The sequence below is a fragment of the Stenotrophomonas sp. AB1(2024) genome (assembly GCF_037482345.1).
In the GTDB taxonomy this organism is placed as follows: Bacteria; Pseudomonadota; Gammaproteobacteria; order Xanthomonadales; family Xanthomonadaceae; genus Stenotrophomonas.
Genome location: NZ_JBBHKO020000001.1, coordinates 1,130,694 through 1,152,240 on the forward strand (window position 1 = coordinate 1,130,694; position 21,547 = coordinate 1,152,240).

Consider the following 21,547-nt stretch of genomic DNA (forward strand, 5'->3'; position numbering starts at 1 on the left):
GTCATCTCTCCTTATGCCTTGCTAGCCGGACGCACGATCACGTCACCACCCGCAGCGCCAGGCACGGCGCCACGAATCGCGATCAGACCGCGCTCGACGTCGACCTTGACAACTTCCAGGTTCTGCGTGCTCTGCTGCACGGCACCCATGTGGCCCGACATCTTCTTGCCCGGGAAAACGCGACCCGGGGTCTGGCGCTGACCCAGCGAACCCGGCGCGCGATGCGACAGCGAGTTACCGTGGGTTGCATCGCCCATACGGAAGTTGTAGCGCTTGATGGTGCCCTGGAAGCCCTTACCCTTGGTGACACCCTGGACGTCGACCTTCTGGCCAACTTCAAAGATGTCCGCCTTGACTTCGCCGCCAACGGCGAAATCGCCGAGCTGCGCGTCTTCAACGCGGAATTCCCACAGGCCACGACCGGCTTCCACCTTCGCCTTGGCGAAGTGGCCGGATTCCGGCTTGTTGACCAGGGCAGCGCGACGCGCGCCGACGGTCACCTGCACGGCGCTGTAGCCGTCAGCTTCGACGGTCTTGATCTGCGCGATGCGGTTCGGGGTAGCTTCAATCAGGGTCACCGGGATGGCCTGGCCATCTTCGGTGAACACGCGGCTCATGCCAGCCTTGCGGCCCACGAAGCCCAACGAATATTTCTTCGTCATGGTCGTAGTCCTCAGGTCAGCTTGATCTGAACGTCGACGCCGGCAGCCAGTTCGAGCTTCATCAGCGCGTCCACGGTCTTGTCGTTGGGGTCGACGATGTCGAGCACGCGCTTGTGCGTGCGGGTCTCGTACTGGTCACGCGCGTCCTTGTCGACGTGCGGCGAGACGAGAATGGTGTAGCGCTCGATCTTGGTCGGCAGCGGGATCGGGCCACGCACTTGCGCGCCGGTCCGCTTTGCCGTTTCAACGATCTCGCTGGCCGAACGGTCGATCAAACGATGATCGAACGCCTTCAACCGAATCCGGATCTTTTGGTCCGCCATGGCGGTAGGTTCCTTCGTTAAAAGAGCGACGGACAAGGCCTCTGGGTTGCCTTGTCCCATGAATATCCTGAATGCGGACGCCGCACATTCCTGCGCGGCGACAAGATCTTTCCATAGACCTCAAAAATCGAGGCAGACCGGTCTCCCGATCTGCCCAGACAAAAAGTATAGCGCGCATACAACGCGGCAGTCAACAGGGGACCTGTTGACACTGCCTGAATGGCGCGACCCTTCCTGGTCTGGGGAACACGAGGTGCGTCCTGCGCCTCTTTTCCCGTTTGTGTTGCAACCCCGATGCCCTACCCAGGCAACATCGGGGCGCAGAGTCTAGCAGATTACGCGATGATCTTGGAGACCACGCCGGCGCCGACGGTACGGCCGCCTTCGCGAATCGCGAAGCGCAGGCCTTCGTCCATGGCGACCGGGTTGATCAGCGTGACAACCATCTTCACGTTGTCGCCCGGCATGACCATTTCCACGCCTTCCGGCAGCTCAACCGCACCGGTGATGTCGGTGGTACGGAAGTAGAACTGCGGGCGGTAGCCCTTGAAGAACGGGGTGTGACGGCCGCCTTCGTCCTTGGACAGGACGTAGACTTCGGAGTCGAACTGGGTGTGCGGCTTGATCGAACCCGGCTTGGCCAGGACCTGGCCACGCTCGACGTCGTCACGCTTGGTGCCGCGCAGCAGCAGACCGGCGTTGTCGCCTGCCTGACCCTGGTCGAGCAGCTTGCGGAACATTTCCACGCCGGTCACGGTGGTCTTCTGGACCGGACGGATGCCGACGATTTCAATTTCTTCGCCGACCTTGATCACGCCGCGCTCGATACGACCGGTCACCACGGTGCCGCGGCCCGAGATCGAGAACACGTCTTCCACCGGCATCAGGAACGCCTTGTCGACGTCACGCTCCGGGGTCGGGATCCAGCTGTCGAGGGCATCGACCAGCTTGATCACGGCCGGCACGCCGATGTCGCTCTGGTCGCCTTCCAGCGCCAGACGGGCCGAACCGGCGATGATCGGGGTGTCGTCGCCCGGGAAGTCGTACTTGCTCAGCAGCTCGCGGACTTCCATTTCGACCAGTTCCAGCAGCTCGGCATCGTCCACCATGTCGGCCTTGTTCAGGAACACGACGATGTACGGCACGCCGACCTGACGCGACAGCAGGATGTGCTCGCGGGTCTGCGGCATCGGGCCGTCAGCAGCCGAACAGACCAGGATCGCGCCATCCATCTGGGCAGCACCGGTGATCATGTTCTTGACGTAGTCAGCATGGCCCGGGCAATCCACGTGGGCATAGTGACGGTTGGCGGATTCGTATTCGACGTGCGCGGTCGAGATCGTGATGCCACGCGCCTTTTCTTCCGGTGCGGCGTCAATGGCGTCATAGCCCTTGAATTCGCCACCGAAACGATCGGCACCGATCTTGGTCAGTGCGGCGGTCAGCGTGGTCTTGCCATGGTCGACGTGACCGATGGTGCCGACGTTGACGTGCGGCTTGGTGCGCTCGAACTTACCCTTTGCCATTGTTGTATACCTTGGATATCAGAAAGAGGGAGATGAGGACCCGAGCTTATGCTCAGGCCTTCTTGATCACGGTTTCGGCGATGTTGTTCGGCGCCGGCTCGTAGTGGTCGAATTCCATCGTGAACGTTGCGCGACCCTGGGTCTGCGAACGCAGCGAGGTGGCGTAACCGAACATTTCGCCCAGCGGGATCATCGCGTTGATGATGCTGGCCGAACCGTCACCAGTGGTGCTCGAACCCTGCAGCACGCCACGACGACGGCTGACGTCGCCCATCACGTCACCCTGGTAATCCTCCGGGGTCACGATCTCGACCTTCATGATCGGCTCCAGCAGTACCGGCTTGGCCTTGGCGAAGCCCTGCTTGAAGGCCATCGACGAGGCCAGCTTGAACGCCATTTCCGAGGAGTCGACGTCATGGTACGAGCCGAACACCAGCTTCACCTTCACGTCCACGACCGGGAAGCCAGCCAGCGGACCGCTGGTGATGGTTTCGCGCAGGCCCTTTTCGATCGACGGGATGAATTCCTTCGGAATCACGCCACCGGTGATGTCGTTGACGAACAGGAAATCGTCCTTGATGTTCGGGGCGATCTTCGGATCGGCACGGTCTTCAGCGGTGATCGGCGACAGCTCGATCACGACGTGACCGTACTGACCCTTACCACCGGACTGCTTGGCGTGCTTGTAATCCGACTTGACGTCGGCCAGCTGGATGGTTTCGCGGTAGGCCACCTGCGGCTTGCCGACGTTGGCTTCAACGTTGAACTCGCGCTTCATGCGGTCAACGATGATGTCCAGGTGCAGCTCGCCCATGCCGGAGATGATGGTCTGGCCGGACTCTTCGTCGGTCTTGACGCGGAACGACGGATCTTCCTGGGCCAGGCGACCGAGGGCCAGGCCCATCTTTTCCTGGTCGGACTTGGTCTTCGGTTCGACGGCCATCGAGATGACCGGCTCCGGGAACACCATGCGCTCCAGGATGATCGGGTGCTCCTGCGAGCACAGGGTGTCACCGGTGGTGGTGTCCTTCAGGCCCACGGCCGCGGCGATGTCACCGGCCAGCACTTCCTTGATCTCTTCGCGATCGTTGGAGTGCATCTGCAGGATGCGGCCGATGCGCTCCTTCTTGCCCTTGACCGAGTTCAGCAGCTGGTCGCCGGCATTGAGCGTGCCCGAATAGACACGGAAGAAGGTCAGCGCACCCACGAACGGGTCGGTGATGATCTTGAAGGCCAGCGCCGAGAACGGCGCCTTGTCGTCGGACTTGCGGCTCAGCGCGACAGTCTCGTCATCAACGTCGGTACCGGTCACGTCCGGCACGTCGATCGGCGACGGCAGCAGCTGCACCACGCCGTCCAGCATGGCCTGCACGCCCTTGTTCTTGAACGCCGAACCGCAGTACATCGGCACGATATCAGTGGCCAGCGTGCGCGCACGCAGGGCCGACACGATCTCGGCTTCGGTCAGCTCTTCGCCGCCCAGGTACTTTTCCATCAACTCTTCGTTGGCTTCAGCCGCAGCTTCGATCATGTAGGTGCGGGCCTCTTCAGCCTCCGCCTGCATGTCGGCCGGGATCTCCAGGTACTCGAACTTCATGCCCTGCGAGGCTTCATCCCAGTGGATGGCCTTCATCTTGAGCAGGTCGACCACGCCCTTGAAGCCTTCTTCAGCGCCGATCGGCAGCTGCATCGGCACGGCGGTCGCGCCCAGCTTGGCCTTCAGCTGGCCAACGACCTTGGTGAAGTTGGCGCCGGTGCGGTCCATCTTGTTGACGAACGCGATGCGCGGCACCTTGTACCGGTTGGCCTGGCGCCACACGGTTTCGGACTGCGGCTGCACGCCACCCACGGCACACAGCACGAACACCGCACCGTCGAGCACGCGCAGCGAGCGCTCCACTTCGATGGTGAAGTCGACGTGCCCGGGGGTATCGATGATGTTGAAGCGGTGCTCCGGCAGGGACTTGTCCATGCCCTTCCAGAACGCGGTGGTCGCAGCGGACTGGATCGTGATGCCACGCTCCTGCTCCTGCTCCATCCAGTCCATGGTGGCGGCGCCGTCGTGCACTTCACCGATCTTGTGGCTCTTGCCGGTGTAGAACAGGATGCGCTCGGACGTGGTGGTCTTGCCGGCATCGATGTGGGCCATGATGCCGAAGTTGCGGTAACGCTCGATGGGAGTGGTGCGGGCCACGGGAGCCTCTCAATTTCTTGGAATTCGGATGGCCGAACGCCGCCTTTCGGCGGCCTTCGGATTGGCGCGACACCCCAGGTGCCGCGAGGCAGCACCTGGATGGTGCTGCCGTGCCTGTTTTACAAGGCCGTCAAACTCACCAGCGGTAGTGGGCGAATGCCTTGTTGGCTTCGGCCATGCGGTGCGTTTCTTCGCGCTTCTTGATGGCGCCACCACGATTTTCCGAGGCATCCAGCAGTTCTGCAGCCAGCTTCTTCGGCATGGTGTTTTCACCACGCTTGCGGGCCGAGTCGATCAGCCAGCGCATGGCCAGGGCCATCTTGCGCGACGAACGCACTTCGACCGGCACCTGGTAGGTCGCACCACCGACACGGCGGGACTTCACTTCGACCGACGGAGCCACGTTGTCCAGAGCTTTCTGCACCAGCTCGATGGAATTCGGGTTCTTTTCGCTGATCACGTCCATGGCGCCATAGACGATCTTTTCAGCGACCGACTTCTTGCCGCTCAGCATCACCATGTTGATGAAGCGCGCGATGGTTTCACTTCCGTGCTTCGGATCCGGCAGGACAGAGCGCTGCGGCGTATTACCTTTACGAGACATGTGTACTTTCCCTTAGCTCTTCGGACGCTTGGCGCCGTACTTGGAACGGCCCTGGCGACGCTTGGCAACGCCCGAGGCGTCCAGCGAGCCACGCACGGTGTGGTAACGCACACCCGGCAGGTCCTTGACGCGACCGCCGCGGATGAGGACCACGGAGTGCTCCTGCAGGTTGTGGCCTTCGCCACCGATGTAGCTGATGACCTCTTCCTGGTTGGTCAGGCGGACCTTGGCAACCTTGCGGAGCGCCGAGTTCGGCTTCTTCGGGGTGGTGGTGTACACGCGCGTGCAGACGCCACGGCGCTGGGGGCACTTTTCAAGAGCCGGGGAGGCGCTCTTGTAAGTGGTTGCCTGCCGCGGCTTGCGGACAAGCTGATTGATCGTCGCCATCAGTAAGTTCTTCTGAGAGAGGCCCGGCAAAAAACGGGCCATGAATGCGGATATGTGCGAGCAGGCCGAAGGAATCCAGCCTGCTGAGACAGACGATTGTAGCAACCTGGCGAAAACGCAGTCAACCGCGCGCGCCAAGCCAGCCCTGATCCCGGGCCGTTACAGGGGAGCCTTCTCCATGCCCCCCGTTCAGGTTGTCAAACCGGTCCCCTTTCGCGGACCGGCCGGCATCCTACCTCATCGGTGGCGGTTACGCCACCGTCGAGGATGGTCCAGCCAAGCGGCCGGACCGGGTTCATCATTCGTCCGAGGCCGATTCGGCTTCGGTCGATTCCACCACCACCGGGGCTGCCGGGACCACGTCAGCCACGGCCGGCGCACCGGACAGGGTCTGCAGTTCCGACTCGGTCAGCCCGGAGGCGTTGCGACGGCGGTTGGCGTGGTACGCCAGGCCCGTGCCAGCCGGGATCAGGCGACCGACGATGACGTTTTCCTTCAGGCCGCGCAGGTTGTCCGAGGTGCCGCGGACGGCAGCTTCGGTCAGCACGCGGGTGGTTTCCTGGAACGAGGCCGCCGAAATGAACGATTCGGTGGCCAGCGACGCCTTGGTGATGCCCAGCAGGACCGGGTCGAAACGGGCGATCAGCTCGTTGCGGGTGGTCAGGCGTGCATTTTCCTCGATGACGCGCTGGCGCTCGGCCTGCTCGCCATTCAGGAACTTGCTGCTGCCCTGGTCGGTGATTTCGACCTTGCGCAGCATCTGGCGGGTGATCACTTCAATGTGCTTGTCGTTGATCTTCACGCCCTGCAGGCGGTACACGTCCTGGATTTCCTTGACCAGGTAGGCCGCCAGCGGTTCGACACCCAGCAGGCGCAGGATGTCCTGCGGGCTCGGCTCGCCGTCCACGATGGTTTCGCCCTTGGTCACGTGCTCGCCTTCGAACACGATCACCTGGCGGTACTTCGGGATCAGCTCTTCGTGTTCCGAACCATCGGTGTCCTTGATGATCAGGCGCTGCTTGCCCTTGGTGTCCTTGCCGAAGCTGATGATGCCCGAGCGCTCGGCCAGGATCGCCGGATCCTTCGGCTTGCGCGCTTCGAACAGATCGGCCACGCGCGGCAGACCACCGGTAATGTCGCGGGTCTTGGACGCTTCCTGCGGGATCTTGGCGACCACGTCGCCCACGCCGACGGCCGCGCCGTCCTGCAGGTTGACGATGGAACGCGGCGGCAGCAGGTACTGGGCCGGCAGGTCGGTGTTCGGGATGGTCAGGTCATTGCCCTTGGCATCCACGATGCGCACGATCGGACGCAGTTCCTTGGCCTGCGAGCCACGACGCTTCGGGTCGGTGATTTCGCGCGAGGCCAGGCCGGTCAGTTCGTCGGTCTTCTCGATGACGGTGACGCCGTCGATGAAGTCGATGAAGCGGATGAAACCGGCCACTTCGGACACGATCGGGTGGTTATGCGGGTCCCAGTTGGCCACGGTCTGGCCAGCCTTCACTGCATCGCCGTCCTTGGACGCGATCATCGAGCCGTACGGCAGCTTGTAACGCTCACGCTCGCGGCCGTGGGCATCGAGCACCGAGATTTCACCCGAACGCGACACCGCCACCAGCGAACCGCTGGCGTGTTCGACAGACTTGAGGTTGTTGAACTTCACCGAACCGGTGGTCTTGACCGTGATGTTGTCCACCGCTGCCGCACGCGATGCCGCACCACCGATGTGGAACGTACGCATGGTCAGCTGGGTACCCGGCTCACCGATCGACTGGGCGGCGATGACGCCGACCGCTTCACCGATGTTGACCAGGTGGCCACGGGCCAGATCGCGGCCGTAGCAGTGGCCGCACACGCCGAACGCCGATTCGCAGCTGATCGTCGAGCGCACCTTGATGCTCTGCACACCGGCATCTTCCAGCTTGGCGACCCAGGCTTCGTCGAGCAGGGTGTTGCGGGTCACGATCGGATCTTCGTCGTTGCCCGGCAGGAACACGTCCTCGGCCACGACACGACCCAGCACGCGGTCCTTCAACGGCTCCACGACGTCGCCGCCTTCCACGATCGGGGTCATGGTCAGGCCTTCGGTGGTACCGCAATCCACTTCGGTGATGACCACGTCCTGCGCCACGTCGACCAGACGACGGGTCAGGTAACCCGAGTTGGCGGTCTTCAGCGCGGTATCGGCCAGACCCTTACGGGCACCGTGGGTGGAGTTGAAGTACTCCTGCACGTTCAGGCCTTCACGGAAGTTCGCCTTGATGGGCGTTTCGATGATCGAGCCATCCGGGCGGGCCATCAGGCCGCGCATGCCGGCCAGCTGGCGGATCTGCGCCTGCGAACCACGCGCACCGGAGTCGGCCATGATGTACAGCGAGTTCATCGACTTCTGGTCGATGGTTTCGCCCTTGGCGTTGACCACCTTTTCGGTACCAATGGTGTCCATCATCGCCTTGGCGATGCGTTCATTGGTACGCGACCAGATGTCGACCACCTTGTTGTAGCGCTCGCCGGCGGTGACCAGGCCCGACTGGTACTGCTCCTGGATTTCCAGCACTTCGGCTTCGGCCTCGGTGAGGATGCCGCGCTTCTCGTCCGGGATCAGCATGTCGTCGATACCGATCGACACGCCGGCACGGGTTGCATAGGCAAAGCCGGTGTACATCAGCTTGTCGGCGAACACGACCGTGTCCTTCAAGCCCAGCTGGCGGTAGCTGGAGTTGATCAGGCGGCTGATGTTCTTCTTGGTCAGCTCGGTGTTGGCCAGCGCGAACGGCAGGCCTTCCGGCAGGATTTCGGCCAGCAGGGCGCGACCGATCGTGGTGTCCACGATCGAGGTCTTGTTCTGCTTGTCGCCGTTCTCGTCGGTCACCACTTCGGTGATGCGGACCTTGACCTTGGCGTGCAGTTCCACCACGCGGTTGTCGTAGGCGCGCTTGACTTCAGCGATGTTGGCGAAGGCCATGCCCTCGCCCTTCTTGTTTTCCAGGGCGCGGGTCATGTAGTACAGACCCAGCACCACGTCCTGCGACGGCACGATGATCGGCTCGCCGTTGGCCGGCGACAGGATGTTGTTGGTGGACATCATCAGCGCACGCGCTTCCAGCTGGGCTTCCAGCGAGAGCGGCACGTGGACGGCCATCTGGTCACCGTCGAAGTCGGCGTTGAACGCGGTGCAGACCAGCGGGTGCAGCTGGATGGCCTTGCCTTCGATCAGCACCGGTTCGAACGCCTGGATGCCCAGGCGGTGCAGGGTCGGCGCACGGTTCAGCATCACCGGGTGTTCGCGGATGACCTCTTCCAGGATGTCCCAGACTTCGGCTTCTTCGCGCTCGACCAGCTTCTTGGCGGCCTTGATGGTGGTGGCCAGGCCACGACGCTGCAGCTTGGCGAACACGAACGGCTTGAACAGCTCGAGCGCCATCTTCTTCGGCAGGCCGCACTGGTGCAGGCGCAGGTACGGACCGACCACGATGACCGAACGGCCCGAGTAGTCCACGCGCTTGCCCAGCAGGTTCTGGCGGAAGCGACCCTGCTTGCCCTTGATCATGTCGGCCAGCGACTTCAGCGGGCGCTTGTTGGTGCCGGTGATGGCACGGCCACGACGGCCGTTGTCCAGCAGCGCATCGACCGATTCCTGCAGCATGCGCTTTTCATTGCGCACGATGATGTCCGGCGCGTTCAGCTCGAGCAGGCGGCGCAGGCGGTTGTTGCGGTTGATGACGCGGCGGTACAGGTCGTTCAGGTCGGAGGTCGCGAAGCGGCCACCGTCCAGCGGCACCAGCGGGCGCAGGTCCGGCGGCAGCACCGGCAGCACGGTCATGACCATCCACTCCGGGCGGTTGCCCGATTCCAGGAAGGCTTCGACCAGCTTGATGCGCTTGGTGAGACGCTTGAGCTTGGTTTCCGAACCGGTGCTGGCGATTTCTTCGCGTAGGCGGGTCATTTCCGACTGCAGGTCGATGGTGCGCAGCAGCTCGTACACGGCCTCGGCGCCCATGGCGGCATCGAAGTCGTCGCCGTGCTCCTGGCGTGCCTGCAGGTACTGTTCTTCGGTCAGCAGCTGGCGGCGCTCCAGGGCGGTCAGGCCCGGCTCGGTCACCACATAGGCTTCGAAGTACAGCACGCGCTCGATGTCACGCAGGGTCATGTCCAGCATCAGGCCGATGCGCGAGGGCAGCGACTTGAGGAACCAGATGTGCGCGACCGGCGAGGCCAGGTCGATGTGGCCCATGCGCTCGCGGCGCACCTTGGCCAGGGTCACTTCGGTGCCGCACTTTTCGCAGACCACGCCGCGGTGCTTCATGCGCTTGTACTTGCCGCACAGGCACTCGTAGTCCTTGACCGGCCCGAAGATGGCGGCGCAGAACAGGCCGTCACGCTCCGGCTTGAAGGTACGGTAGTTGATGGTTTCCGGCTTCTTCACTTCGCCGAAGGACCACGAACGGATCAGGTCCGGCGAGGCCAGCGCGATCTTGATCGCGTCGAAGTCCAGCGTCTGGCGCTGCTGGTTGAAGAGGTTGAGCAGGTCTTTCATGGTGTTTCTCCGAAAGGAGGAAATCTTGTCGATGGGGCTGTCGATTCACTTCCGGCGGCGCGGCTGCCGGGGCAGCCGCGCCTGCGCGATCAGTTGTCTTCCAGTTCCATGTTGATGGCCAGCGAGCGGATTTCCTTCACCAACACGTTGAAGGATTCCGGCATGCCCGCGACCATCTCGTGCTCACCGTCGACGATGTTCTTGTACATCTGGTTGCGGCCCTGCACGTCATCGGACTTCACCGTCAGCATTTCCTGCAGGGTGTAGGCCGCGCCGTAGGCTTCCAGCGCCCAGACTTCCATTTCACCGAAGCGCTGACCACCGAACTGCGCCTTGCCGCCCAGCGGCTGCTGGGTGACGAGCGAGTACGGGCCGGTCGAACGGGCGTGCATCTTGTCGTCGACCAGGTGGTTCAGCTTCAGGTAGTGCATGTAGCCCACGGTGGTGTGGCGATCGAATGCTTCGCCGGTACGACCGTCATACAGCTGGGTCTGGCCGCTGAGCGGCAGGTCAGCCAGGGCAAGCATGTGCTTGATTTCCGCTTCGGTGGCACCGTCGAACACCGGGGTGGCCATCGGCACGCCGTCGGTCAGGTTGCCGGCCAGGCGCAGCAGCTCCTCGTCGCTGAACTGGGTCAGGTCGACGTGGTTGGCGTGCTGGGTCTTGTCGTGGTTGTACACGTCGTCCAGGAATTTACGCAGGTCGCTGATCGCGGCCTGTGCCTCGAGCATGCCCTGGATCTTGCGGCCCAGGCCCTTGGCGGCCCAGCCCAGATGCACTTCCAGGATCTGGCCGATGTTCATGCGCGACGGCACGCCCAGCGGGTTCAGCACGATGTCCACGGTCTCGCCCGAGGCCATGTACGGCATGTCCTCGACCGGCACCACGTTGGAGACCACACCCTTGTTGCCGTGGCGGCCTGCCATCTTGTCGCCCGGCTGGATGCGGCGCTTCACGGCCAGGAACACCTTGACCATCTTCAGCACGCCCGGGGCAAGGTCGTCGCCGGCGGTGATCTTGCCGCGCTTGTCGGCGAAGCGACGCTCGAATTCCTTCTCGTGCGCCTGGATCTGCTTCTGGGCGCGTTCGATGGCTTCGGAAGCGTCGTCATCCTTCATGCGCAGCACGAACCAGTCAGCCTTCTTCAGGCCGTCCAGGTAGGCGTCGGTGATGGTGTCGCCCTTCTTCAGGTTGGCACCGCCGTTGGCGACCTTGCCCACGATCTGCGAACGCAGGCGTGCGTAGATGGCGCCTTCCAGGATGCGGAACTGGTCGTCGAAGTCCTTCTTGACGCGCTTGATCTCGCTTTCCTCGATCTGGCGCGCACGCTTGTCCTTCTCGATGCCATCGCGGGTGAAGACCTGCACGTCGATGACGGTGCCGTCCATGCCCGGCGGCACGCGCAGCGAGCTGTCCTTAACGTCGGACGCCTTCTCGCCGAAGATCGCCCGCAGCAGCTTCTCTTCCGGGGTCAGCTGGCTTTCGCCCTTCGGGGTGACCTTGCCGACCATGATGTCGCCGGCGCGCACTTCGGCACCGATGTACACCACGCCCGATTCATCCAGGCGGTTCAGCGCCTGCTCGGACACGTTCGGGATGTCGGCCGAGATTTCCTCCGGCCCCAGCTTGGTGTCGCGTGCAACGCAGGTCAGCTCTTCGATGTGGATCGTGGTGTAGCGATCCTCTTCGACCACGCGCTCGGAGAGCAGGATGGAGTCTTCGAAGTTGTAGCCGTTCCACGGCATGAAGGCGATCAGCATGTTCTGGCCCAGGGCCAGTTCGCCGATGTCGGTGGACGGACCATCGGCCAGCACGTCGCCACGCGCCACCACGTTGCCCACTTCCACCAGCGGACGCTGGTTGATGCAGGTGTTCTGGTTGGAACGGGTGTACTTGATCAGGTTGTAGATATCCACGCCGGCATCGCTGGCGTCGGTGATTTCCACTTCGTTGACCTTGACCACGATGCGGCCGGCGTCGATCTGCACGATCTCGCCACCACGACGGGCGTTCACGGTCACACCCGAGTCACGGGCCACGGCGCGTTCGATGCCGGTACCCACCAGCGGCTTCTGCGCACGCAGGGTCGGCACGGCCTGGCGCTGCATGTTGGCGCCCATCAGTGCACGGTTGGCGTCATCGTGCTCCAGGAACGGAACCAGCGCCGCGGCGATGGACACGGTCTGCATCGGCGAGACGTCCATGAAGTGGACTTCCGCCGGCGGCTTCAACAGCGACTCACCCTGGAACCGGCACGGCACGAACTGCTCGGTGAGCATGCTCTTGGCGTCGGTCAGGGCATTGGCCTGGGCGATGACGTATTCGTTTTCTTCGATGGCCGACAGGAACTCGATCTCGTCGGAGACCTTGCCGTCGTGCACCTTGCGGTACGGGGTTTCCAGGAAACCGTACTGGTTGGTGCGGGCGTACACGGCCAGCGAGTTGATCAGGCCGATGTTCGGGCCTTCCGGGGTTTCGATGGTGCAGACGCGGCCGTAATGGGTCGGGTGCACGTCGCGCACTTCGAAGCCGGCGCGCTCACGGGTCAGGCCGCCCGGGCCCAGGGCCGAGACGCGGCGCTTGTGCGTGACTTCCGACAGCGGGTTGTTCTGGTCCATGAACTGGGACAGCTGCGAGGAGCCGAAGAACTCCTTGATGGCAGCGGCAACCGGCTTGGCGTTGATCAGCTCCTGCGGGGTCAGGCCTTCGGATTCGGCCATCGACAGGCGCTCCTTGACCGCGCGCTCGACGCGGACCAGGCCCACGCGGAACACGTTCTCGGCCATTTCGCCGACCGAACGCACGCGACGGTTGCCCAGGTGGTCGATGTCATCGACCACGCCGCGACCGTTGCGGATCTCGGTCAGGACCTTGATCACTTCCAGGATGTCGGAGCTTTCGCCGTGCTCGGCGACCAGGCGCTTGGACTCTTCGTCGTTGCGCTCGCCGAAGTACTTGCGGTCGTACAGCACCGCTTCACCGGTGACTTCCTTGCGGCCGACACGACGGTTGAACTTCATGCGGCCGACCGTGGACAGGTCGTAGCGTTCGAAGGTGAAGAACAGGTTGTGGAACAGGTTCTGCGCGGCGTCCTTGGTCGGCGGCTCGCCCGGACGCATCATGCGATAGATTTCGACCAGCGCTTCAAGCTGGGTCTTGGTCGGATCGATGCGCAGGGTGTTGGACAGGTACGGGCCACGATCCAGATCGTTCACCCACAGGGTGCCCACGGCATCCACGCCGGCCTTGCGGAAGGCCTGCAGCTGCTCGTCGGTGATTTCGTCGTTGGCCTGGGCCAGCAGTTCGCCGGTGCTGGCGTCGACCACGTCGTGGGACAGAATGCGGCCGACGATGTAATCGTCCGGCACGGCCAGGGCGGCAATGCCCGAGGCTTCCAGCTGCTTGACGTGGCGTGCGGTGATGCGCTTGCCGGCTTCGACGATGACCTTGTCGCCGTCGGCCAGGTCGAAGTTCAGGGTCTCGCCGCGCAGGCGCTCGGAGACCAGTTCGAGCTGCACGCCCTCATCGGGATTGATGTGGAAGGTGTTGATCTCGAAGAACTCGGCCAGCATTTCTTCGTTGGTGTAGCCCAGCGCACGCAGCAGGATCGACACCGGCAGCTTGCGGCGACGGTCGATACGGGTGAACAGCGCGTCCTTCGGGTCGAACTCGAAGTCCAGCCAGGAGCCGCGGTACGGGATGATGCGGGCGCTGTACAGCAGCTTGCCCGAGCTGTGGGTCTTGCCACGGTCGTGGTCGAAGAACACGCCCGGCGAACGATGCAGCTGCGAGACGATGACGCGCTCGGTGCCGTTGACGATGAAGGTGCCGTTGTCGGTCATCAGCGGGATTTCGCCGAGGTAGACCTCCTGCTCCTTCACGTACTTGATGGCCTTGGTGGACGACTCGCGGTCGTAGATCACCAGGCGCACGGTCACACGCAGCGGCGCGCCGTAGCTCATGCCGCGCTGGCGGCATTCGCGCTCGTCGAAGACCGGGTCGCCCAGCTTGTAACCCACGTATTCCAGCGCAGCGTTGCCGCTGTAGCTGGCGATCGGGAACACCGACTTCAGGGCCGCGTGCAGGCCGAGATCACGGCGCTTGGCCGGATCCACGTTTTCCTGCAGGAATTCGCGGTAGGAATCCACCTGGATGGCGAGCAGGAACGGCACTTCAAGGATCGAGCGCTGCTTGCCGAAATCCTTGCGGATACGCTTTTTTTCGGTGAACGAATATGACGTCATGGGGTCTCACCTTGGCTGTGCGGGCCCCGCCATGGAGGCGTGGCCCGAAGGGAACATGAAAATTGTCAGTTGGAAGTCGCTGGTATTGCCGGCACCAGCACGCCTTCTCCCGCTACTTCCAACTGCCAACTCGCCGGCCTGGGGCCGGTAAAGCAGCCGGCCAACGGCCGGGGCTACCGATCGAATTGGCATGGACCGGTCAAACATTCGGCCCAAGCGCAACAACGACCAAAGGCCGGGGGCTTACGCCCCCAGCCTTGGTTGCATCGCCGTGATTCGATGGCGAGGCAAGGAGCTGCTTACTTGACTTCGACAGTCGCGCCAGCAGCTTCCAGGTCCTTCTTGAACTTGGCAGCGTCGTCCTTCGAAGCGCCTTCCTTGATCATGCCGCCGGCTTCTGCCAGGTCCTTGGCTTCCTTCAGGCCCAGGCCGGTGATGGCGCGGACGGCCTTGATGACTTCGACCTTCTTGTCGCCGGCCGACTTCAGGATGACGTCGAATTCGGTCTGCTCTTCAACAGCGGCAGCCGGGCCAGCTGCAGCAGCAGCGGCGACCGGAGCAGCGGCGGAAACGCCAAACTTCTCTTCGATGGCCTTGACCAGCTCCATCACTTCCATCAGGGACTTCTCGGCGATGGCGTCGACGATCTGTTCGTTGGTAAGGGACATTTTGATTACCTTTGAATAATTTTCTGGGTTCAGGTTCCGTCAGGAACCACGTAAACAGCGACTCAGGCGGTTTCGGCAGCCGGCTCGGCAGCGTCGGCGGTTTCGCCACCGTTCTGCTTGTCGCCGATGGCCTTGATGGCGCGGGCGAACATCGTGACCGGCTCGGTCAGGACGCGGGCCAGCATGGCCAGGGCCTGATCGCGGGTCGGCAGCGAGGCCAGCACGTCAACGTGGCTTGCCGGGAACACTTCACCACCAATCGCGACGACCTTGGCCTTGAGCTTGTCGTTGGTCTTGGCGGCGTCCTTGATCAGGCGACCGGCTGCGCCGGGCTCCTCGAGCGAGAACGCATACAGCAGCGGACCGGTCATCTGGTCCTGTGCACATGCGAATTCGGTGCCTTCAACGGCGCGCGAGGCCAGCGTGTTCTTGACAACCTTCAAGAAAACGCCGGTTTCGCGGGCCTGCTTGCGCATCGCGGTCATCTGGGAGACCGTGGTGCCAGCATATTCGGCTGCGATCAAGGAGTGAGCCTTGGCAGCGACGTCCGCAACCTCGGCGACTACTTCTTGCTTCTGGGACAGATTGAGAGCCATTGCACTCCTCCAATTGAACTCCGCTTACGGCTCCTGCCGTGTGCGGTCCTGGGCAGCATCCGTCCTGGACGCCGGGAACATCGGGACGATGTTCCAAGGGTGGGCCGTTCTAGACCTGGATGGCCAACCTGGGTGAACCCAGACGTGCGTAAACCAGAAAAACTCCAGAAGGGCACCATCTACGCAGGGTGATTCCCGGGGGAATCGATTAAGCGGTCGGTACAGTGCCGGCGGCGACTCCCTGCCAATGCGAGCAATCCCTGCCCGTCGCCGGTGTGCAACGACCGCGCCTGCGGTCTTTGACGGCTATCGTCACGGGACAGGCCCGTTCGGATTGCCTTCAAATGTCACGGGTGCACGGTCGAAACCGCACACCCGCTTGAAACGATTACTTCAGGGTCAGCGACGACTGGTCGACGGTGACGCCCGGGCCCATCGTCGAGCTGACCGATACCTTCTGCAGGTAGGTGCCCTTCGAGGTAGCCGGCTTGGCCTTGATCAGGTCCAGCAGCAGCGCCTGCAGGTTCGACTTCAGCGCGTCTTCGGCGAAGTCGGCCTTGCCGATGGTGCAGTGGATGATGCCGGCCTTGTCGGTGCGGTAACGCACCTGGCCCGACTTGGCGTTCTTGACGGCTTCGCCCGGGTTGGCCGACACGGTGCCGACCTTCGGGTTCGGCATCAGGCCGCGCGGGCCGAGCACGGTGCCCAGCTTACCCACGACGCGCATGGCGTCCGGGGTGGCGATGACGACGTCGTAGTTCAGATCGCCGGCCTGCATCTTCTCGGCCAGGTCGTCCATGCCGACGGCTTCGGCGCCAGCGGCCAGGGCTTCGTCAGCCTTGGCACCGGCCGGGGCGAACACCGCAACGCGCACGCTCTTGCCGGTACCGGCCGGCAGCACGGTCGAACCGCGCACCTGCTGGTCGGACTTCTTGGCGTCCACGCCCAGGCGCACGGCGACGTCGAAGGACTCGACGAACTTGGCCTTGGTAGCGGTCTTCAGGATCTTGATTGCGTCCTCGAAGGCGTAAGCCTTGCCCGGGACGACGGCGGCCTGGATGGCCTTCTCACGCTTGGTCTGTGCCATCTTCTTAACCCTCCACCACAAGGCCCATGGAACGGGCAGAACCAGCGATCGTACGCACGGCGGCGTCCAGGTCGGCGGCCGTCAGGTCAGCTTCCTTCGCCTTGGCGATCTCTTCCAGCTGCTTGCGGGTCACCTTGCCGATCTTGTCGGTGTTCGGGCGCTTGGAGCCCGAGGTCACGCCAGCGGCCTTCTTCAGCAGCGTGGTGGCCGGGGTGCTCTTGGTGATGAAGGTGAACGTACGGTCCGAATAGGCCGTGATGATCACCGGAACCGGCAGACCCGGCTCGAGCTTCTGCGTGGCGGCATTGAAGGCCTTGCAGAATTCCATGATGTTCAGGCCACGCTGACCCAGCGCAGGACCGACCGGCGGCGAGGGGTTGGCCTGACCGGCCTTCACCTGCAGCTTGATGTAACCAATTACTTTCTTTGCCATGTGAATACTCTCCGGGTGCTAGCGCCTTGCGACCACAGGCTCCCCATCGGACCGGGAATCTCGCGTCCCGGCATCGCGTTTTTTGATTCACGCAGAAGGCCACCTTGCGGCGGCCCTTTGCTTTTTGCCAGCATCCTGGCAGGAAGCCGCGCACTATATCAGGTTCCGCTTTCACATGCGTGAAGACGGCAATGTCGCCGGCCAATGGCCGGCGCTACCGGTCGGGCGCCGTTGGTCAGGCGCTCTTTTCGACCTGGCCGAACTCGAGCTCGACCGGGGTGGCGCGACCGAAGATCAGCACCGAGACGCGCAGGCGGCTCTTCTCGTAGTTGACCTCTTCCACCACGCCGTTGAAGTCGTTGAACGGACCTTCGGTGACACGGACCATCTGGCCCGGCTCGAACAGCACCTTCGGACGGGGCTTCTCGACGCCTTCCTGAACGCGATTCAGGATGGCTTCCGCCTCGTGGTCGGCGATCGGCAGCGGGCGATCGGCGGTACCGCCAATGAAGCCCAATACCTTCTGGGTTTCCTTGATCAGATGCCAGCTTTCGCTGTCGATGCGCGGAATGCCGTTTTCTTCGTGCGTCTCGATCTGGACCAGAACGTAGCCGGGGAAGAACTTGCGCTCGGAACGACGCTTCTGGCCGCCGCGCATTTCCACCACTTCTTCGGTCGGGACCAGGACGTCACCGAACAGCTCCTGCTTCTCGTTGCGCACGATACGCTCACGCAGGGCCTGCGCCACCGTCTTTTCGAAGCCTGAATAGGCGTGAACGACATACCAACGCTTCACAGGTTTCTCCTTATCGACCCAGGAACAACTGGATCGCTTTCTGAATCAAGAAATCAAAGCCGCCGAGCAGCAGGCTGAGGATGATCACCACGACCATCACCACCCATGTCATGCGGATGGCTTCCTGGCGCGTCGGCCAGACCACCTTGCGCAGCTCGAAGCGGGATTCGGAAAGGAATTCACGGGTGTCGCGCCCCTTGGCGGTCAGCATGAACACGCCGAAGCCGGCCAGCAGGCCGACCGCCACACCCAGGCCACGCAGGGGACCGGACCAGGCACTCTGGGCCGCATGTTCGGGCGCGCCGAACCAGAACCAAGCAAAAAGACCCGCAAGTGCCAGGAGCACTGCGGCGGCGTATTTGACGATGTCACCCCCGGTGGAGGTGTCCTTGGAATGCTCGATCTTGCTGTTCATCCGGCTCTGGCTGCTGTGGCGGCATGGCCGCTGGAAGGGAGAAGTGGCACGCCAGGAGGGACTCGAACCCCCAACCTGCGGTTTTGGAGACCGCTGCTCTGCCAATTGAGCTACTGGCGTACTGAAAAAACTGCCTTCCCTTAGACGGCGAAGGCGGACCGGGGTTCCCGGCCCGCCATTCGCGAGACCGGCAGCGCTGTGCTGCCGCCGGTATTGCAGAATTACGCGATGATCTTGGAGACCACGCCGGCGCCGACGGTACGGCCGCCTTCACGAATCGCGAAGCGCAGGCCTTCGTCCATGGCGACCGGGTTGATCAGCGTGACAACCATCTTCACGTTGTCGCCCGGCATGACCATTTCCACGCCTTCCGGCAGCTCAACCGCACCGGTGATGTCGGTGGTACGGAAGTAGAACTGCGGGCGGTAACCCTTGAAGAACGGGGTGTGACGGCCGCCTTCGTCCTTGGACAGGACGTAGACTTCGGAGTCGAACTGGGTGTGCGGCTTGATCGAACCCGGCTTGGCCAGGACCTGGCCACGCTCGACGTCGTCACGCTTGGTGCCGCGCAGCAGCAGACCGGCGTTGTCGCCTGCCTGACCCTGGTCGAGCAGCTTGCGGAACATTTCCACGCCGGTCACGGTGGTCTTCTGGACCGGACGGATGCCGACGATTTCGATTTCTTCGCCGACCTTGATCACGCCGCGCTCGATACGACCGGTCACCACGGTGCCGCGGCCCGAGATCGAGAACACGTCTTCCACCGGCATCAGGAACGCCTTGTCGACGTCACGCTCCGGGGTCGGGATCCAGCTGTCGAGGGCATCGACCAGCTTGATCACGGCCGGCACGCCGATATCGCTCTGGTCGCCTTCCAGCGCCAGACGGGCCGAACCGGCGATGATCGGGGTGTCGTCGCCCGGGAAGTCGTACTTGCTCAGCAGCTCGCGGACTTCCATTTCGACCAGTTCCAGCAGCTCGGCATCGTCCACCATGTCGGCCTTGTTCAGGAACACGACGATGTACGGCACGCCGACCTGGCGCGACAGCAGGATGTGCTCGCGGGTCTGCGGCATCGGGCCGTCAGCAGCCGAACAGACCAGGATCGCGCCATCCATCTGGGCAGCACCGGTGATCATGTTCTTGACGTAGTCAGCATGGCCCGGGCAATCCACGTGGGCGTAGTGACGGTTGGCGGATTCGTATTCGACGTGCGCGGTCGAGATCGTGATGCCACGCGCCTTTTCTTCCGGCGCGGCGTCAATGGCGTCATAGCCCTTGAATTCGCCACCGAAACGATCGGCACCGATCTTGGTCAGTGCGGCGGTCAGCGTGGTCTTGCCGTGGTCGACGTGACCGATGGTGCCGACGTTGACGTGCGGCTTGGTGCGCTCGAACTTACCCTTGGCCATGGCTGCTTATCTCGAAATCGTCTGAAATGGTGGCGCTTAGATGGTGCTCACGAAAGGAATCGAACCTTCGACCTCCTCCTTACCAAGGAGGTGCTCTACCGACTGAGCTACGTGAGCGAGTTTTGAATTATGGCACGAATTTGAATATATTCAAATCCATTCAATGGAGCGGGAGACGGGGATCGAACCCGCACCATCAGCTTGGAAGGCTGAGGTTCTACCATTGAACTACTCCCGCATCGGAAGCTCCTGCCACAACCTGAAACTGCATGAAACTGGTGGAGGGAGGTGGATTCGAACCACCGAAGGCGTAAGCCAGCAGATTTACAGTCTGCCCCCGTTGGCCGCTTGGGTATCCCTCCTTACCACCCTGTCCCGTGGCGCCGAAGCGCTTTCGGTCTGGGGTGGAAGAGCCGTGAATTTTGGGGGTGAATGCGGATTCTGTCAACAACCTTTTGGAAATTTTTCACACGAATCGCAAATTGCCCCGGCAACACGGGCTATTGCCCTGGAAACGCCAGGGTTTCGTCGGCGAAGATCGCCACGTGCGGCACGCCATCGGCGCCGATCCAGCCGCGATACATGCCCTGCGTGTTGAACGGGGTGGCCGCGCGACCATCGGCACCCAGCACGATCGCGCCACCGTCGCCGCCCAGCGCAGGAATGCGGGCATTGATCACTTCGCGCCCGGCCTGCTCCGGGCCCTGCTTGAGGTACTCCATGCGCGCGCAGATGTCGTGCGCGGCCGCGGTGCGGATGTAGTACTCGCCCCAACCGGTGCCGGATACCGCGCAGGTGGCGTTGGCATACGTGCCGGCGCCGATGATCGGCGAGTCGCCCACGCGCCCGAAGCGCTTGTTGGTCATCCCGCCCGTGGACGTGCCTGCGGCCAGGTGACCCTGCGCATCAAGCGCCACGGCTCCCACGGTGCCGAAGTGGCGCGCCGTCTCCAGATCGGCGTGGGCCTGGCCGCTGGCCTCTTCCTTCAGTGCCTTCTGCAGCTGCTGCCAGCGCTTGTCCGTGCGGAAGTACGACGGATCGACCAGGGCAATGCCCTGGCTGACGGCGAAGGTCTCAGCCCCCTCGCCCACCATCATCACGTGCGGCGAGTGCTGCATCACGGCCCCGGCGAGCAGGATCGGATTGCGCACGCGCTGCACGCCCGCCACGGCACCGGCCTTCAGGCTGGCGCCGTCCATGAGCGCGGCGTCCAGCTCGTTGCGCCCGTCATGGGTGAACACCGCGCCCTTGCCGGCATTGAAGGTGGGATCGTCCTCAAGCACGGTTATGGCCGCAGTGACCGCGTCCAGCGCCGGCTTGCCGGCAGCCAGCGCCTGGTGGCCCTGGAGGAGCGCCTGGCGCAATGCCGCGCGGGCCGCCTTCTCTTCGGCCGGTGAAAGGTCCTTGCGCTGCACCCCTGCCCCGCCGTGGATGACCAGCACCGGTTCAGCAGCCAGGGCGGCCGGGCCGAGCAGGCACAGCGAGAGCAACAGGGCGGATCGGCGGGACATGGCAGTGACCAGTGGGTGAGGAGCGTCCATCATGCCCGCGCCGGACGCACGCGGGCATCGGTCAAAAGCCATGCACGGCGGCCGGCGCCCGCCGTTTGGCGGGCCTTCGCGTTTGCGAGCCTGAACGAAGACCTTCGCGTTACCTGCCACCC

General features: G+C 63.3%; 16 protein-coding genes and 4 tRNA genes. All 20 read right to left on the reverse strand.

Translation table 11 applies throughout. From position 1 onward, the window contains the following. Window positions 1–11 precede the first annotated feature (11 nt). On the reverse strand, window positions 12–662 hold the full coding sequence (rplC, locus tag WIX41_RS05410; RefSeq protein ID WP_214900299.1) for a 50S ribosomal protein L3: 651 nt from the start codon (window positions 660–662) through the stop codon (window positions 12–14). 11 nt (window positions 663–673) lie between these two features. Further along, on the reverse strand, window positions 674–985 hold the full coding sequence (gene rpsJ / locus WIX41_RS05415) for a 30S ribosomal protein S10 (RefSeq protein ID WP_010341589.1): 312 nt from the start codon (window positions 983–985) through the stop codon (window positions 674–676). A 335-nt stretch (window positions 986–1,320) separates the two neighbouring features. Further along, entirely contained in the window at window positions 1,321–2,511 is a 1,191-nt protein-coding gene (tuf, locus tag WIX41_RS05420) for an elongation factor Tu (protein ID WP_339446097.1), read from the reverse strand. A 52-nt stretch (window positions 2,512–2,563) separates the two neighbouring features. Then, complete coding sequence (gene fusA, locus WIX41_RS05425; RefSeq protein ID WP_339446098.1) at window positions 2,564–4,705, reverse strand: elongation factor G; 2,142 nt, start codon at window positions 4,703–4,705, stop codon at window positions 2,564–2,566. A gap of 136 nt (window positions 4,706–4,841) precedes the next feature. Then, window positions 4,842–5,309 (reverse strand): 30S ribosomal protein S7, encoded by a 468-nt coding sequence (rpsG, locus tag WIX41_RS05430; RefSeq protein ID WP_068849450.1) that lies wholly within the window; start codon window positions 5,307–5,309, stop codon window positions 4,842–4,844. Between the two features lie 12 nt (window positions 5,310–5,321). Then, on the reverse strand, window positions 5,322–5,696 hold the full coding sequence (rpsL, locus tag WIX41_RS05435; protein ID WP_025879344.1) for a 30S ribosomal protein S12: 375 nt from the start codon (window positions 5,694–5,696) through the stop codon (window positions 5,322–5,324). 298 nt (window positions 5,697–5,994) lie between these two features. Continuing rightward, entirely contained in the window at window positions 5,995–10,233 is a 4,239-nt protein-coding gene (gene rpoC / locus WIX41_RS05440) for a DNA-directed RNA polymerase subunit beta' (RefSeq protein WP_339446099.1), read from the reverse strand. An 89-nt stretch (window positions 10,234–10,322) separates the two neighbouring features. Beyond that, on the reverse strand, window positions 10,323–14,477 hold the full coding sequence (rpoB, locus tag WIX41_RS05445) for a DNA-directed RNA polymerase subunit beta (RefSeq protein ID WP_339446100.1): 4,155 nt from the start codon (window positions 14,475–14,477) through the stop codon (window positions 10,323–10,325). Window positions 14,478–14,776: 299 nt separating this feature from the next. Beyond that, the gene (gene rplL, locus WIX41_RS05450; protein WP_339446101.1) at window positions 14,777–15,145 is read right to left on the reverse strand and encodes a 50S ribosomal protein L7/L12; all 369 of its coding nucleotides are present in this window, start codon (window positions 15,143–15,145) and stop codon (window positions 14,777–14,779) included. A 62-nt stretch (window positions 15,146–15,207) separates the two neighbouring features. Next, the gene (gene rplJ / locus WIX41_RS05455; protein ID WP_339446102.1) at window positions 15,208–15,741 is read right to left on the reverse strand and encodes a 50S ribosomal protein L10; all 534 of its coding nucleotides are present in this window, start codon (window positions 15,739–15,741) and stop codon (window positions 15,208–15,210) included. 388 nt (window positions 15,742–16,129) lie between these two features. After that, a complete protein-coding gene (rplA, locus tag WIX41_RS05460; protein WP_068849440.1) occupies window positions 16,130–16,828 on the reverse strand; it encodes a 50S ribosomal protein L1 in 699 nt (232 codons plus the stop codon). A 4-nt stretch (window positions 16,829–16,832) separates the two neighbouring features. Then, complete coding sequence (rplK, locus tag WIX41_RS05465; RefSeq protein WP_282247498.1) at window positions 16,833–17,261, reverse strand: 50S ribosomal protein L11; 429 nt, start codon at window positions 17,259–17,261, stop codon at window positions 16,833–16,835. A gap of 235 nt (window positions 17,262–17,496) precedes the next feature. Beyond that, entirely contained in the window at window positions 17,497–18,057 is a 561-nt protein-coding gene (gene nusG / locus WIX41_RS05470) for a transcription termination/antitermination protein NusG (RefSeq protein ID WP_339446103.1), read from the reverse strand. 10 nt (window positions 18,058–18,067) lie between these two features. Next, complete coding sequence (gene secE, locus WIX41_RS05475; RefSeq protein ID WP_339446104.1) at window positions 18,068–18,472, reverse strand: preprotein translocase subunit SecE; 405 nt, start codon at window positions 18,470–18,472, stop codon at window positions 18,068–18,070. Window positions 18,473–18,516: 44 nt separating this feature from the next. Continuing rightward, window positions 18,517–18,592, reverse strand: a tRNA-Trp gene (locus tag WIX41_RS05480). 101 nt (window positions 18,593–18,693) lie between these two features. Beyond that, window positions 18,694–19,884: an elongation factor Tu gene (gene tuf, locus WIX41_RS05485; protein WP_339446097.1), complete on the reverse strand. Its 1,191-nt coding sequence runs from the start codon at window positions 19,882–19,884 to the stop codon at window positions 18,694–18,696. Window positions 19,885–19,925: 41 nt separating this feature from the next. After that, a tRNA-Thr gene (locus WIX41_RS05490) sits at window positions 19,926–20,001 on the reverse strand. A 47-nt stretch (window positions 20,002–20,048) separates the two neighbouring features. Continuing rightward, a tRNA-Gly gene (locus tag WIX41_RS05495) sits at window positions 20,049–20,122 on the reverse strand. Window positions 20,123–20,160: 38 nt separating this feature from the next. Further along, window positions 20,161–20,246, reverse strand: a tRNA-Tyr gene (locus tag WIX41_RS05500). A gap of 138 nt (window positions 20,247–20,384) precedes the next feature. Further along, window positions 20,385–21,395, reverse strand: a complete 1,011-nt coding sequence (locus WIX41_RS05505; protein WP_339446105.1) for an isoaspartyl peptidase/L-asparaginase family protein — start codon at window positions 21,393–21,395, stop codon at window positions 20,385–20,387. Window positions 21,396–21,547 lie beyond the last annotated feature (152 nt).